13 protein-coding genes, 1 tRNA gene and 3 pseudogenes are annotated in these 14469 nt (G+C 67.7%); 11 read left to right on the plus strand and 6 right to left on the minus strand.

The annotated features are described in order from the left end of the window. Positions 1-39 precede the first annotated feature (39 nt). A complete protein-coding gene (gene aceE, locus MYXE_RS09965; protein WP_085196100.1) occupies positions 40-2832 on the minus strand; it encodes a pyruvate dehydrogenase (acetyl-transferring), homodimeric type in 2793 nt (930 codons plus the stop codon). Between the two features lie 162 nt (positions 2833-2994). Between aceE and MYXE_RS09970 the strand changes: the two genes are divergently transcribed. From MYXE_RS09970 to MYXE_RS09985, 4 genes are all read left to right on the plus strand, one after another. Further along, entirely contained in the window at positions 2995-3612 is a 618-nt protein-coding gene (locus MYXE_RS09970) for a hypothetical protein (protein WP_112650027.1), read from the plus strand. An 81-nt stretch (positions 3613-3693) separates the two neighbouring features. Then, positions 3694-4116, plus strand: a complete 423-nt coding sequence (locus MYXE_RS09975; RefSeq protein ID WP_003918824.1) for a DUF3052 domain-containing protein — start codon at positions 3694-3696, stop codon at positions 4114-4116. Continuing rightward, positions 4116-4577, plus strand: a complete 462-nt coding sequence (locus MYXE_RS09980) for a peroxiredoxin (protein WP_085196098.1) — start codon at positions 4116-4118, stop codon at positions 4575-4577. The genes MYXE_RS09975 and MYXE_RS09980 overlap by 1 nt, the downstream gene beginning before the upstream one ends. Before the next feature lie 62 nt (positions 4578-4639). Continuing rightward, positions 4640-4711 (plus strand) — tRNA-Val (locus tag MYXE_RS09985). A gap of 14 nt (positions 4712-4725) precedes the next feature. Here the strand turns inward: MYXE_RS09985 and MYXE_RS09990 are convergent. Then, positions 4726-5409, minus strand: a complete 684-nt coding sequence (locus tag MYXE_RS09990) for a cutinase family protein (protein ID WP_085196096.1) — start codon at positions 5407-5409, stop codon at positions 4726-4728. A 66-nt stretch (positions 5410-5475) separates the two neighbouring features. On the opposite strand from MYXE_RS09990, the gene MYXE_RS09995 reads away from it, so the two are divergent. Next, positions 5476-6609, plus strand: coding sequence for an epoxide hydrolase family protein (locus MYXE_RS09995; RefSeq protein ID WP_085196094.1), 1134 nt, complete (start codon positions 5476-5478; stop codon positions 6607-6609). A 21-nt stretch (positions 6610-6630) separates the two neighbouring features. Here the strand turns inward: MYXE_RS09995 and MYXE_RS10000 are convergent, their stop codons facing one another. Beyond that, positions 6631-7026, minus strand: coding sequence for a VOC family protein (locus MYXE_RS10000; RefSeq protein WP_039889389.1), 396 nt, complete (start codon positions 7024-7026; stop codon positions 6631-6633). A 133-nt stretch (positions 7027-7159) separates the two neighbouring features. Here MYXE_RS10000 and MYXE_RS10005 point away from each other — a divergent pair, with 133 nt between their 5' ends. Next, the gene (locus MYXE_RS10005) at positions 7160-7303 is read left to right on the plus strand and encodes a hypothetical protein (RefSeq protein ID WP_157139190.1); all 144 of its coding nucleotides are present in this window, start codon (positions 7160-7162) and stop codon (positions 7301-7303) included. A 132-nt stretch (positions 7304-7435) separates the two neighbouring features. Continuing rightward, positions 7436-8397, plus strand: a pseudogene (locus tag MYXE_RS10010) (cobalamin biosynthesis protein). Here MYXE_RS10010 and MYXE_RS10015 read toward each other — a convergent pair. From MYXE_RS10015 to MYXE_RS10025, 3 genes are read right to left on the minus strand one after another with little or no spacing between them, the layout of a single operon-like run. Then, on the minus strand, positions 8379-9197 hold the full coding sequence (locus MYXE_RS10015) for an SURF1 family cytochrome oxidase biogenesis protein (protein ID WP_085196090.1): 819 nt from the start codon (positions 9195-9197) through the stop codon (positions 8379-8381). The pseudogene MYXE_RS10010 and the gene MYXE_RS10015 overlap by 19 nt on opposite strands. Beyond that, the gene (locus MYXE_RS10020) at positions 9197-9691 is read right to left on the minus strand and encodes a low molecular weight protein-tyrosine-phosphatase (RefSeq protein WP_003918817.1); all 495 of its coding nucleotides are present in this window, start codon (positions 9689-9691) and stop codon (positions 9197-9199) included. Before MYXE_RS10020 ends, MYXE_RS10015 begins: the two co-directional genes overlap by 1 nt. Further along, entirely contained in the window at positions 9684-10355 is a 672-nt protein-coding gene (locus tag MYXE_RS10025) for an HAD-IA family hydrolase (protein ID WP_085196088.1), read from the minus strand. Before MYXE_RS10025 ends, MYXE_RS10020 begins: the two co-directional genes overlap by 8 nt. An 85-nt stretch (positions 10356-10440) precedes the next feature. Here MYXE_RS10025 and cobC point away from each other — a divergent pair. The 4 genes and pseudogenes from cobC (at position 10441) to MYXE_RS10045 (ending at position 14457) form a co-directional block, all read left to right on the plus strand. Continuing rightward, positions 10441-11482: pseudogene (gene cobC, locus MYXE_RS10030) on the plus strand (Rv2231c family pyridoxal phosphate-dependent protein CobC). Continuing rightward, positions 11479-12617, plus strand: a pseudogene (locus tag MYXE_RS10035) (Nif3-like dinuclear metal center hexameric protein). The pseudogenes cobC and MYXE_RS10035 overlap by 4 nt, the downstream one beginning before the upstream one ends. Then, entirely contained in the window at positions 12614-13351 is a 738-nt protein-coding gene (locus MYXE_RS10040) for a zinc ribbon domain-containing protein (RefSeq protein ID WP_085196084.1), read from the plus strand. Before MYXE_RS10035 ends, MYXE_RS10040 begins: the two are co-directional and overlap by 4 nt. Beyond that, positions 13348-14457, plus strand: coding sequence for a bifunctional RNase H/acid phosphatase (locus tag MYXE_RS10045; RefSeq protein ID WP_085196082.1), 1110 nt, complete (start codon positions 13348-13350; stop codon positions 14455-14457). The genes MYXE_RS10040 and MYXE_RS10045 overlap by 4 nt, the downstream gene beginning before the upstream one ends. Positions 14458-14469: the final 12 nt, after the last annotated feature.

The following is a 14469-nucleotide window of genomic DNA, read 5'->3' on the forward strand; positions in this document are numbered from 1 at the left end:
CACATTTGTGGATGTTTTCGCCAAGGGCGGCGAGGCGTCCTAGGTGCCGGGGCCGGGATCCGAGGTTTGCCCCGCCGCGGCCTGGACGTCGGCGATCTTGTATTGCCGTGCCGCCGCCACGGCCACCGACGGGTCGATCTCCCCGTCCTGGGCCAGTGCCTCCAACACCGCGACCACCTGTGATTCCGCGTCGGTGTTGAAGTAACGCCGCGCGGCGGGCCGGGTGTCGGAAAAACCGAACCCGTCGGTGCCCAGCGTGACGTACGTGCGCGGCACCCAGGGCCGAATCTGCTCGGGAACCGCCCGCATCCAATCCGAGACAGCGATCACCGGTCCGCTGGAGTCGGCCAGCACCCGCGTCACGTAGGGCACCCGCGCGGGACGCTCCGGGTGGCGCAGCTGTTCGGTTTCGATGGCCACGCCTTCGCGGTTGAGCTCGCTCCAACTGGTCACCGACCACACGTCGGCGGCGACATCCCACTCGGCGGCCAGCATGTCGGCGGCTTTCAGCGCCGACGGCATGGCCACCCCCGAGGCCAAAATCTGCGCGGTGCTGGTGCGCTGCTCGCTGGCTTTGCGATACCGGTAGATACCGCGCAGCAGACCCTCGGGATCGAAGTTCTCCGGCTCGGGTGGCTGTACGTACGGCTCGTTGTAGACCGTGATGTAGAAGAACACGTTTTCCGGGTTTTCGCCGTACATGCGGGCCAGCCCGCTTTCGACGATGTAGGCGATCTCGTAGGCGAACGCCGGATCGTAGGAGACCACCGCCGGGTTGGTGCTGGCCAGCAACAGCGAGTGGCCGTCGGCGTGCTGTAGACCTTCGCCGGTGAGCGTGGTGCGTCCGGCAGTGGCGCCCAATAGGAATCCGCGCGCCATCTGATCGCCCGCAGCCCACAATCCGTCGCCGGTGCGTTGGAAGCCGAACATCGAATAGAAGATGTAGACCGGGACCATCGGCTCGTTGTGTGTCGAATACGACGTGCCGGCAGCGGTGAAGCTGGCGACGGCTCCGGCTTCGTTGATGCCCTCGTGCAGGATCTGCCCCGTTTGGCTTTCCTTGTACGCCAACATCAGATCGGCGTCGACCGAGGTGTACAGCTGGCCGAGGCGGTTGTAGATCTTGAGGTTGGGAAACCACGAGTCCATGCCGAACGTGCGCGCCTCGTCGGGAATAATCGGTACGATGCGAGGGCCAATCTCCTTGTCCCGCAAAACTTCCCGGAAGGTACGCACGGTCGCCATGGTGGTGGCCACCTCTTGGCTGCCCGAGCCTTTCTTCAGCGACTTGTACGTGTCGCGGCCCGGCAGCGTCAGCGCTTTGGACTTAGTCCGCCGTTCGGGCAAGAACCCGCCGAGGGCCCGGCGCCGATCGAGCATGTAACGGATCTCCGGGGCCTCGGGGCCGGGGTGATAGTACGGGGGCAGGTACGGGTCCTCTTCCAGCTGCGCGTCCGAGATCGGGATCCGCTGGGTGTCACGGAATTCCTTGAGGTCTTCCAGCGTCAGCTTCTTCATCTGGTGCGTAGCGTTGCGGCCCTCGAAGTGCTTACCGAGCGCATAGCCCTTGATCGTTTTGGCCAGGATCACGGTCGGCTGGCCCTTGTGCTCGACGGCGGCGCGGTAGGCCGCATACACCTTGCGGTAGTCGTGACCGCCCCGCTTGAGATTCCAGATCTCTTGATCAGAAAGGTCTTTTACCAACTCCTTTGTGCGGGGGTCACGGCCGAAGAAGTGCTCGCGGACGTACGCGCCGTCGTTGGCCTTGTACGTCTGATAGTCACCGTCGGGGGTGATGTTCATCAGGTTGACCAACGCGCCGTCCCGGTCGGCGTGCAGCAGCGCGTCCCATTCGCGTCCCCAGATCACCTTGATGACGTTCCAGCCCGCCCCCCGGAAGAACGACTCCAGCTCCTGGATGATCTTGCCGTTACCGCGCACCGGACCGTCGAGACGCTGCAGGTTGCAGTTGATTACGAAGGTCAGGTTGTCCAGTCCCTCCAGCGCCGCAACATGGGCGAGTCCCCGGCTTTCGGGTTCGTCCATCTCGCCGTCGCCCAAAAAACACCACACGTGTTGGTCGGAAGTGTCTTTGATGCCCCGGTCGTGCAGGTAGTGATTAAAGCGGGCCTGATAGATGGCGTTCATCGGGCCCAGGCCCATCGATACGGTGGGGAACTCCCAGAAGTCGGGCATCAGCCGCGGGTGCGGGTACGACGGCAGCCCACCGCCGGGGTGGCTGTGTTCCTGGCGGAACCCGTCGAGCTGCTCGGCGGTCAGCCGTCCCTCCAAGAAGGCGCGCGCATAGACGCCGGGGGAAGCGTGACCCTGGATGAACACCTGGTCGCCGCCGCCCGGATGCGACTTACCGCGGAAGAAGTGGTTGAAACCGACCTCGTAGAGCGTCGCCGAGGACGCGTAGGTCGAGATGTGGCCGCCCACCGAGACCCCAGGCCGCTGCGCACGGTGCACCATGACCGCGGCGTTCCACCTGATCCACCTGCGGTAGCGGCGCTCGACCTCCTCGTCGCCGGGGAACCATGGCTCCAACTCAGTTGGGATGGTGTTGACATAGTCGGTGGACGTCAGCGCGGGAATAGCCACCCGCTGCTCGCCGGCACGTTCCAGTAGCCGCAAGATCAGGTAGCGCGCCCGCGACGGCCCTGAGCGGGCCAGCATCGCGTCGAACGACTCCAACCACTCCGAGGTTTCTTCCGGGTCGATGTCAGGCAGATAGGACGCCACACCTTCGCGTATCACCCGAACACGGCCGGGTTCGCTTGTGCCGCTTGAGTTTTCGGCCAGGTCATGGCGCACAAACTCGGTCGTCAACGCGCTACTCCTTGTTTGGCGGTTGGGCAGCTTCTCACGGGTTCGGCCGCGGGAATGCTGTTGTCAACCTCCATCGTGCCGCACCCGGGTCGGCCCGGCACGCACGGCCGCAATCCAGCGGGCCAGTTCAGCGCGAACAGCGAACCGGTAACGTCACGGAGCGTGCTGATCGGAAGGCATGCCCGCATGCCGCGCGGATACATGGGCACGGCAGCGGGCGGGCGGGTTGCGCGCCGAGCGCGACTGGGCGCGCTGCTGTTGGGGAGCCTTGCCGCGCTCGTGATGGGCATCGTCGGGTGTACCAGCATCACCGAGGGCACCCCGACCGCCGACACCGCCGTCGCTCCGGCCTACCGGGCGTCGGTGTCGGCGTCGGTCTCGGCGTCGTCGGCGACCTCCCGCATCCGCGAGTCCCAGCGGCAACAATCGCTGACCACCAAGGCGGTGCGTGCCGCGTGCGAGTCGCTCGCCACCACCAGCAAGGACGCCATCGACAAGGTGAATGCGTTTGTCGGGGCGTTCAATCAGGGCCGCGACACGGCACCGACCGAAGGCCCGGCCATTGATGCGCTCAACAACACTGCCGACACGGTGGCGGCCAGCCTGAGCGCCGCGCTGTCGCAGGAGCTGCGCGACGGACTCAACGGTTACGTCGACGCGGCCCGCGGCGTGGCCAACGCCATCGCCAGTCACGCCCCGACCGGGGAGTTCAACCGCCGGGTCGATCAACTCAACGACACCAAAACCAAGGCGTTGAAACTCTGCCTGGCTTCGTTTTGAGTCACCGGTGTGGGGCGCTGCCCTGCTGTGCGACGATATGCGCATCGCACGACGCGCTGAGGAGTTGAAGGAGGTTCCACGGTGGTCGCGGCGGATGACGCCCCGAACTACGCCCGCAAACTGGGTATTCAGCGAGGGCAGGTTGTCCAAGAGTGGGGGTGGGACGAGGACACCGACGACAACATCCGCGCCGACGTGGAGGACGCGTGCGGTAGCGAGTTGCTCGACGAAGACACCGACGAGGTCGTCGACGTCGTGTTGCTGTGGTGGCGCGAGGGCGACGGCGATCTGGTGGACACCCTGATGGACGCGATCGCATCACTTGCCGAGGACGGGGTGATCTGGGTGCTCACCCCCAAGACCGGCCGGCCCGGACACGTGTTGCCCGCCGAAATCGCCGAGTCGGCGCCGACGGCGGGCCTGATGCCGACCTCGTCGGTCAATTTGGGTGACTGGAGCGCCAGCCGACTGGTGCAGCCGAAATCGCGGGCAGGGCGACGCTGATGCTGCCGGTCGGAGCCACCGCACCGGATTTCACGCTGCGCGACCAGAATCAGCAGCCCGTGACCCTCAGCGACTACCGCGGCGTCAAGAACGTGCTGCTGGTGTTCTTCCCGCTGGCGTTCACCGGGATATGTCAGGGCGAGCTCGACCAGCTGCGCGATCACCTGCCCGAGTTCGAGAACGACGACAGTGCAACGTTGACCATTTCGGTGGGCCCGCCGCCGACCCACAAAGTGTGGGCCGTCGAGAACGGCTTTCTGTTTCCGGTGCTCTCAGACTTCTGGCCGCACGGCGCGGTCAGCCAGGCCTATGGGGTGTTCAACGAGGACGCCGGATTCCCCAACCGCGGCACATTCGTGGTCGACCGTTCGGGGGTGATCCGGTTCGCCGAGATGAAGCAGCCGGGGGAAGCCCGCGATCAGCGGGTGTGGACCGAGGCGCTGGCGGCGCTGAAGGCATGACCGCCACGGGATATCCGCTGTTTTGAAAGGCCGCGACCCGGGCGTGTAGCGTGCGCGGGGCGGGGCGCGTAGCTCAGTGGTAGAGCACTGGTTTTACACACCAGCGGTCGGCGGTTCGATCCCGTCCGCGCCCACCGGTGTTGTTGCGCTAGAGGCGGCCCGCCACGAAAGCCGCCGCCTGGCCGGGCATTCCGGAATGCGCGTAGGACAGGTGTGCCGGGGAAAACAATTCCTCTTGTGACGGTGGCGCAAGAGGCCCCGGCGAGCAAATCGGATCTCCGTCCGCGCACAAGTCAATGGCCTTGGCCCCATACCACGGGCTGATCGCGCTAATCGGCGCCCCCAGATACCTGTCTGAGGGATTTCCGAAGGTGGCGACCGCAGCGACGTGATCAGCCGTGTCCTGCGGCAGCGAATCGGGGACGAAACCCGCAACCGGTGCTTGGGCGATGGTGATCAGGTCGATCACCAACGCGCCCTGGGAGTATCCACCGAGCACGATCTTGGTGTTGGGACAGTTCGCGGCCGTGGCCCGAACGTGAGCGCTGGCATCGTTGGCCCCGGCGTTCGCCGAGGGGGCGTAATCGTAGGTGGCGGGGTAGTTGACCGGGTACACCGCGACGGACCTCCCACCGACCTGCGAGCGCAGCGAATCGACAAACTGCTTTCCGACCACGCCGACACCCGGAGGCTCGGTGGTGGCCCGCGCGAACGTAACCTCCACGTCGGGGCAGGGAGCAGCGGACGCTGGCGCCAGCAGCGCGTGCCAGAGCGTCGCGGGAAGGCCCAACACCGCGACCGCAAGCAGATGAGCGACGTGGCGTTCGCTCATGTCGCAATCCTTGCATCCGCTGAGCCGCTGCGGAGTAAAAACCGGGATCGGCCAAGATGGAAGGCCATGACCGAGGTAAGGCCGTACCGCATCGACATTTCCGACGACGTTCTCGCCGACCTGCGCTTGCGACTGGCGCGTACCCGCTGGCCCGAAGCCGAATGCGTGGACGACTGGAGCCAGGGCATGCCGCTGGGCTACACCCGCGACCTGGCCGGTTACTGGGCCGACGGATACGACTGGCGGTCTCGGGAGGCCGCGCTCAACCGCTTCGACCAATTCATCACCGAAATCGACGGCCTGGACATTCATTTCATCCACCAGCGATCCCCGCACCGCGACGCGTTCCCGCTGTTGATCACCCACGGCTGGCCGGGCTCGATCGTGGAGTTCCACAAGGTGATCGAGCCGTTGACCAATCCGACAGCACACGGCGGGCGCGCGGACGACGCGTTCCACGTGATCTGCCCGTCGCTTCCCGGCTACGGATTCTCCGGCAAGCCGACCCGCACCGGGTGGGGCGTCGAAAAGATCGCGCAGGCCTGGGAAACGCTCATGCTGCGCCTGGGCTACGAGCGTTACGGCGCGCAGGGCGGCGACTGGGGTGCGGCCGTCACCACACAGATAGGACGCAACCGTGGCCACTGCGCCGCGATTCATCTGAACATGCCGATCGGTTGGCCGCCGGCCGGAGGCATCAGCAATCCCACCGACGAAGAACAGCAGGCGCTGGCCGCTCTGGCGCACCACCGGCGTTGGGGCACAGGTTATTCCAAGCAGCAGTCCACCCGGCCGCAGACGTTGGGCTACGGTCTGGTCGACTCCCCGGTGGGGCAGATGGCCTGGATCGTCGAGAAGTTCTGGGATTGGATGGACTGTGATGGCCACCCGGAAAACGTCCTCAGCCGCGACGAGCTGCTCGACAACGTGATGATTTACTGGGCGACCGGCACCGGTGCCTCGTCAGCCCGGTTGTACTGGGAGAGCTTCAAAAGCTTCGGATCTGCGGGCCGTGTCGAACTGCCGACCGGTGTCGCCGCTTTCCCCAAGGAGGTGCTGCGCGCACCGCGCAGCTGGTGTGAACCGAACTACCACATCACGCATTGGACGACCATGCCGCGCGGCGGACATTTCGCCGCTTTCGAGCAGCCGGAGCTATTTGTCGACGACGTGCGCGCGTTCTTCGCGACGATTCGCTGACGCGTTGTGCCGCTTGGGGATTTACCCGGGCGGCGCGAAGAACTCCAAAGCGATCCCGTCCGGGTCGCGAAAACTGAGCCCCGAGCCATAGTGCGCGTCGACGATGCCGCCGTGCTCGATACCGAGCTGGCCCAGCCGCCTCGCCCACTGCTCGAGCTCGGCGCGGTCGCGGCAGCCGAAGCCGACATGGTCCAGGCCGACGCGAAACTCGCTGAACTTCTCGTCGGGCGCCGGCCGGTCATGTTGATGGATACCGAACAGCGTGCCGCTGTCGAGGCGCCACACCAGGTGCCGGAATCCGGCGTCGGTGCGTTCGTCGAGCACCGGGTCGGCGCCGAATAGCGCGCGGTACCAGGGGCCACTGACCTTGATGGCGCGCACCGTGATCGCGACGTGGTTAACCGCCGGGATGCTCATGAATCGGCCTTTCTGCCACCGGTCAACGGTTGGATCCAGTGTGCGCTGGGCAATGTGATCTGCGCCGCAAAACCGGTGCGGTGAGGTGAGGAACACATTTACGGCCGCGGGCAAATCCGCAACAGTAGTTAGTATGACTTCACAACTGACGCCCGAACGTTCGACTTCGCGTCGCACCAAGACGGACGAGACCCGCGAACGCGTCTTTTTGGAGCCCTGGTTTTGGATGGCGGTGCTTTGCATGATCGCCATGGTTTTGCTCGTCGTGTTCGGCTGATCGGCAAACGGTGCGCCTGTCCCCACCCATGGCTTCGCCACGTTGAGCATCCAGATCCAATACGGACCCGGCTCATCGGCGGCCACACCCACCTCCCGGGTCGCGCGGCAGCGGGTATGAGACCCTGCCGGGATGCGGATATTGATCCGCCGGGCCCGGCTGGCCGGGGTCGCGCTCGGCTACCTGGCCGATCTGCTGCTGAGTGACCCGAAACGCGGTCATCCCGTCGCCGGTTTCGGCGGCGTGGCCGCGCTGTTGGAGCGGATCACCTACCGGGACAACAGGATTGCCGGCGCTGTTCATGTCGGCGTCCTGGTCGGCGCGGTCGGCGTGCTGGGGACGACGCTGCAGCGAGCGGCAGAGCGCCGGGGCCCGCGGTGGTCCATAGCCGCCACCGCCACCGCCACCTGGGTAGCGCTTGGCGGGACCTCGCTGATTCGCACGGCCGAGGCGATGGCAGAACTGGTCCGCCGCGACGACATCGAAGCCGCGCGCGCCCTGCTGCCGTCGCTGTGCGGGCGTGACCCAGCCCGCCTCGACGCAGCCGGGCTGACCCGTGCGGCGGTGGAATCCGTGGCCGAGAACACCTCCGACGCTCACGTGGCACCGCTGCTCTGGGCGGCGATCGGTGGAATGCCCGCGGTGTTGACGTATCGCAGCATCAACACACTGGACTCCATGATTGGGCATCGCTCGCCGCGCTATTCCCGATTCGGTTGGGCCGCAGCACGATTGGACGATGCCGTCAATTATCTCGGCGCTAGGGCCACCGCTGCGCTGACAGTGGTGTGCGCGCCCGCCGTAGGCGGCTCACCGTCCGGCGCGCTGCGGGCCTGGCGTCGTGACGCCCCGCGACATCCCAGCCCCAATGCGGGGGTCGTGGAGGCGGCGTTCGCCGGGGCGCTGGGCGTGCGGCTGGGCGGTCCCACGCACTACGGCTATCAACTGCAGATCCGGCCGACGTTGGGGGAGGGGCCGACGCCGTCGGGGGCCGATCTGCGCCGCGCGGTGCTGCTTTCGCGGCTGGTGCAGACGGTGTCAGCTGCCGCGGCGGCGGTATGCGCCGCAATCGGATTCAGCGTCGCCGGCCGTAACGGTCGGTGAGTTTCTCCTCGACGGTCATCGGCGCCGCGGTGGCGCCGGTTGGGGTTTTCCGGTCCGCCCTGCGGGCGCGGACCTCAGAAAACACGAAATAACCGAGTCCGATCGGCGCGAGGACGCCGAACATGATCCACTGGATCCCATACGACAGAAACGGCCCGGCATCGAGGCGTGGCACGCCGATCACCCCGAGCCCGCCCGGCTGGTTCTCGACCAGCTGCAGATACGACCCGGCCAACCGGACCCCGGTGAGCGCCGCGATTTGAGCAGTGTTAATTGAATACACTTGCTGGACACCGTCTTTGAAGAACGGCTCTTTACCTTGTGCGCTCGCTTCGGAGTTGCGCAGCCGCGCGGTGATGGTCACCGTGCCCCTGGGCGGCGGGGGTATCGGCGGCACCTGCGAGCCCTGCTCGGGACGCACGTAACCGCGGTCGACCAGCACGGTGGGTCCGCCGTCAACGACGAACGGCGCCAATACCTCGAACGCCGGATCACCGTCGACCACTCGCAGCCGGGCCAGCACCTGCACCTCGGGCAGGTAATGTCCGGTGGCCGTCACTCGACGCCACTGCGCATCGGGTGCTGACGAATCCTGCTGTGGAAGAAGGTCTTTCAACGGAACCGGCGCAGTGTTCAGCGAATGCTCGATCTGGCTGTTCTCTCGGGAGGTCTTAGCGTTCTTGCCCAGTTGCCACGGCGCCAGCACGGTAAAGCACAGGTAGGTGAACGCGATCACCACCAGCGCCAGGGCCAGCCATCCCGGCCGCAGGAGGAACGCGAAGCGTCGCATCAACGATGCCCGTTCTGCGCGAGCCGCTCGTCAACCCACTGGTGCAGGCCCGGCAGCGCGGCTTCGATGACGGCGAAGACCTCTTCGAAGTCGTGATGATCGCCGTAGTAGGGGTCGTCGACGTCGAGCGCGTACCCGCCCGAACGGGGATCGAAGGATCGCAGCATCCGTATCCGGGCGGCGTCGACTCCCCATTGCTGCAAGAGCCGGGCATGGTTGCGGCCAAGCGCTACCAGCAAGTCGGCAGCCAGGTGGTCGGCATCGACCTGGGCGGCGCAGTGGTCGGTCGGGTAACCGTGTGCGCGCAGCACCCTGGCGGCGCGCTCGTCGACGCACTTGCCCACGTGCCAATTGCCGGTGCCCGCACTGGTTACCCGCACGGCGTCGTGCAGGCCGCGCTGGCCGATCTGGTGGGCAAACATCTTCTCGGCCATCGGCGAACGGCAGATATTGCCGGTGCAAACGAACGTGATATGCAGGCGGGGATCAGACACCTAACGCCCTCCGCAGCTCGGCGACGGTCGCGACGTGCGTCGCGCCCGGCGCGCGGTCCTCGGCGAAGTCGGCCTGCCCGTATCCCCACCCGACGACCACCGTGTCGATGCCGTGGGCGGCAGCGCCTTCCACGTCATGCCAGCGGTCGCCGACCATGACCACCCGCTTGGGCAACGGCTGCAGCTGGGCCAGGGCATAAGCCAGCACGTCGGTCTTGCTGCTGCGAGACCCGTCGACGCTGGCCCCGGCCACAACATCGAAATGCTCGGCGATCCCCACGTGGGCCAGGATGCGTCGCGCGGTCGGCTCGGCCTTGGAGGTGGCCACGGCCAGCCGCACGCCCGCGGCGCGCAAGTCGGCCAGCAGCGGCTCGATGCCGGCGAAAACCCTGCTGTTGACCCATCCGCGGGTGCTGTAGTCGGCGCGGTAGGCAGCGATCGCGGCGTCGGTGTGTTGGCCCAGCCCCAACGATGCCAGCGTGTGATGCATGGGCGGGCCGACGATCCGGGCGGCCAGGTCGCCGTCGGGAACGGGGGCCCCGACCTGGCGCAGCGCATGGCAGAAGCTGGACACGATACCGCCCGCGGAATCGGTGAGGGTGCCGTCAAGGTCGAAGATCACCAGCTGCGGGCGGTCAACCCGAGCGGACACGGGGTGCGTCACGTTCTCATTGTCGTTGATGCGCTCGCCGTCCTGCGTGCCACGCTCCGGAACGCCGCCGCGCCGCCGACTACTGTTTGACCCTGTGATGCGTCTGGACCCGGGCCGATTGACGGCGGCGCGGTATCACGGTGATCAGGCTGCGGCGCCGGGCATGCTCGATTTCGCCGTCAATGTCCGCCATCGGCAACCGCCCGCCTGGCTGGTGCAGCGGCTAGCGGGCCGGCTGGCCGATCTGGCCCGCTACCCCAGTCGCAGCGATGAGGCCGCCGCGGCCGATGCGGTGGCCGCCCGTCACGCCGCGCCCCCGCCGAGGTGGCGCTGCTGGCGGCGCGGCCGAAGGTTTCGCGTTGTTGGACAACCTGCGCCCGACCCGGGTGGCGCTGATCGCGCCGTCGTTCACCGAACCGGATGCGGCACTGACCGCGGCCGGCCTGCCTGTGCACCATGTGGTGCTGCCGCCGCCCTTCCGCCTGGCCGACGCGAGGGTTCCCGACGACGCCGACCTGGTGGTCGTGGGCAACCCCACCAACCCCACCTCGGTGCTACATCCCCGCGAGCAGATCCTCGCGCTGCGCCGGCCGGGCCGGATCGTCGTGGTCGACGAGGCATTCGCCGACTCGGTTCCCGGCGAGCCCGAGTCGCTGGCCGGTGTTGCGCTGCCGGATGTGCTGGTGTTGCGCAGCCTCACCAAGACCTGGTCGCTGGCCGGGTTGCGGGTGGGTTACGCGCTCGGGCCCCCGGAGGTGCTGGCCCGGCTGACCGCGCGGCGCGCCCACTGGCCGGTGGGCACCCTGCAGCTGGCGGCCATCGCAGCGTGCTGCGCGCCGGAGGCCGTGGCCGAGGCCGAGGCGGGTGCGCTGCGGTTGGCGGAGTTGCGCGCCCAGATGGCCACCGCCCTGGAATCAGTGGGCGTCGACGTGGTCAACGGGCGGGCGCCGTTCGTGTTGTTCAGCACCTCAGGTGCCGAGCTGTTGCGAAAGCACCTGCAGTGCAAGCACATAGCGGTACGGCGCTGCGACACGTTCGTCGGGCTCGATGGTCGGTACCTGCGCGCGACGGTGCGACCGGAGTGGCCGGTACTGGTGGACGCGATCGCCCAGCTCACTGCGACCGGGGTGCGGCGATGACCGTGAAGCTGCGCGATGTGATCGACCTGTTCGACCAGGCCTACCCGCCGCAGCTGGCCCAACCGTGGGATTCGGTCGGGCTGGTGTGTGGCGATCCCAGCGAGCCCGTCGAATCGGTGACGATCGCGATCGACGCGACCGCGGCGGTAGTCGACGCGGTGCCCGAGCGTGGCCTGCTGCTGGCGCATCATCCGCTGCTGTTGCGCGGCGTGGACACCGTCGCCGCCAGCACACCCAAGGGCGCGCTGATTCATCGCCTGATCCGCACCGGGCGGTCGCTGTTCACCGCGCACACCAACGCCGACTCGGCGTCGCCGGGGTCTCCGACGCGCTCGCGCAGGCGCTCGGCCTGACCGTGGAGGGCGTGCTGGAGCCGCTGGCGGGCAGAGCCGATCAAGACAAGTGGGTTATCTACGTGCCGCCCGAGAACGCCGAGGCGGTGCGGGCGGCGGTGTTCGCCGTGGGTGCCGGCCGCATCGGCGACTACTCGTGCTGCAGCTGGAGTGTCACCGGCACCGGGCAGTTCCTGGCGCACGACGGAGCATCGCCGACCATCGGGAGCATCGGCACCGTCGAACGGGTGGCCGAGGACCGGGTCGAAGTCGTCGCACCCACACGGCTGCGGGCCGACGTGCTCTCGGCGATGCGCTCGGCCCACCCCTACGAGGAGCCCGCGTTCGACATCTTCGCGCTGGCCCCGCCGCCCACCGACACCGGGCTAGGCCGCGTTGGCGCACTGCCCCAACCGGAACCGCTGCGCGCGTTCGTGTCTCGTGTGCGCGACGCACTGCCAGCGACGTCGTGGGGGGTGCGCGCAGCCGGGGATCCCGAGCTGCCGGTGTCGCGGGTCGCGGTGTGCGGCGGGGCCGGGGACTCGCTGCTGGGCGCCGCGGCAGCGGCCGATGTGCAGGCCTACGTCACTGCCGACCTTCGTCACCATCCTGCCGACGAGCATCGCCGGGCCTCCGACGTGGCCCTGGTCGACGTCGCGCACTGGGCCAGCGAATTCCCGTGGTGCAACCAGGCCGCCGACATCCTGCGATCGCGCTTCGGCGAGTCGCTGCCGGTGCGGGTGTGCACCGTCTGCACCGACCCGTGGAACCTTGAGACAGAAACCGGGGGAGGCCAGCAATGAAAGCCGCAGTGGCACAACAGCGTTCGTTGCTCGAGCTGTCGGAGTTGGATGCCGAGTTGTCACGGATCGCGTACCGGGCCGAGCACCTGCCGGAACGGCAGGAATACGAGCGGGTGCAGGCCGATCACAACGCGGCCAATGATCGGCTGGCGGCCGTTCGAATTGCGTTGGAGGACCTCGACGCTCAGGTGTCGCGATATGAGTCCGAGATCGAGGCGGTGCGGCAGCGCGAGGACCGCGACCGGTCGCTGCTGGCGTCGGGAGCGACGGACGCCAAGCAGCTCTCGGAGCTGCAGCACGAGCTGGAGACCCTGCAACGCCGCCGGGCCAGCCTGGAAGATTCGCTGTTGGAGGTGATGCAGCGCCGCGAGGAACTGCAGGCCCAGCAGACCACAGAGCTGGCGGCGATCGACGCGCTGCAGGCCGAACTGGCGCGCGCCCAGCAGGCCCTCGACACCGCGGTTGCCGAGCTTGACCGGATCCGCCAGCAACGCACGTCGCGGCGCGACGAGCTGACCGCGGCACTGGATGCTGACCTCGTTGCCCTCTACGAGCGACAGCGCGCGGCCCGCGGCGCCGGCGCCGGGCCGTTGCAGGGCCGCCGCTGCGGCGCCTGCCGGATCGAGATCGACCGTGGCGAGCTGGCACGGATTTCGGCCGCCGCTGACGACGACGTGACGCGTTGTCCCGAATGCGGTGCAATCTTGCTGCGGGTCAAGGACTTCAATCAGTGAAGGTCATCGTGGAGGCCGACGGCGGCTCGCGGGGCAACCCGGGGCCGGCGGGCTACGGGACGGTGGTCTGGAACGCCGACCACTCGACGGTGCTGGCCGAAAGCAAGCAGGCCATCGGCCGGGCCACCAACAACGTCGCCGAATACCGGGGCCTGATCGCCGGTTTGGACGAGGCAGCGAAAGTCGGCGCCACCGACGTCACGGTGCTGATGGATTCCAAGCTGGTGGTCGAGCAGATGTCGGGGCGCTGGCAGGTCAAGCATCCCGACATCGTCGAACTGTACAAGCGGGCCAAGGCGCTGGCGTCGAAGTTCGACCGGATCAGCTATGCGTGGGTCCCCCGCGAGCGCAACTCGCACGCCGACCGGTTGGCCAACGAGGCGATGGACGCCGCCGCCGAGGCCGAAACCGCTGCGGTGCGGCCCATGACCGAGGCACGCGAAACAGCGCCGGCGGGCGGCATCCCAACCCCGCCCGGCTGGACCGGTGCGCGCGGCGCCCCCACCAGACTGTTGCTGTTGCGCCACGGGCAGACCGAGTTCTCGGTGCACCGGCGCTACTCGGGGCGCGGTGACCCGGCGCTGACCGACCTGGGCTGGCGGCAGGCCGACGCTGCGGCACGTTACCTGGCGCAGCGGGGCGGGATCAGCGCCGTGGTGACGTCACCGCTGCAACGCTGCCACGACACCGCGACGGTGGCGGCCAAAGCGCTGGGTCTGGACGTGGGCGTCGACGACGACCTGATCGAAACCGACTTCGGCGGCTGGGAGGGACTGACCTTCGCCGAGGCCGCCGAACGCGACCCGGAACTGCATCGCCGCTGGCTCCGCGACACCAGCACCACACCACCCGGCGGGGAAAGCTTCGACCAGGTGCACCAGCGAGTGCTGCGGGCGCGCGACCGGATCATCGCCGGGCACACCGGCACGACGGTGCTGGTGGTGTCGCACGTGACGCCGATCAAGATGCTGTTGCGGATCGCGCTGGACGCCGGGCCCGGCGTGTTGTACCGCTTGCACCTCGACCTGGCGTCGCTGAGCATCGCCGAGTTCTACCCCGACGGGGCATCCTCGGTGCGGCTGGTGAACCAGACGGAGTATTTGTGACGGGCCGACGTC

It is taken from the genome of Mycobacterium xenopi (assembly GCF_009936235.1).
GTDB classification, from domain to species: domain Bacteria; phylum Actinomycetota; class Actinomycetes; order Mycobacteriales; family Mycobacteriaceae; genus Mycobacterium; species Mycobacterium xenopi.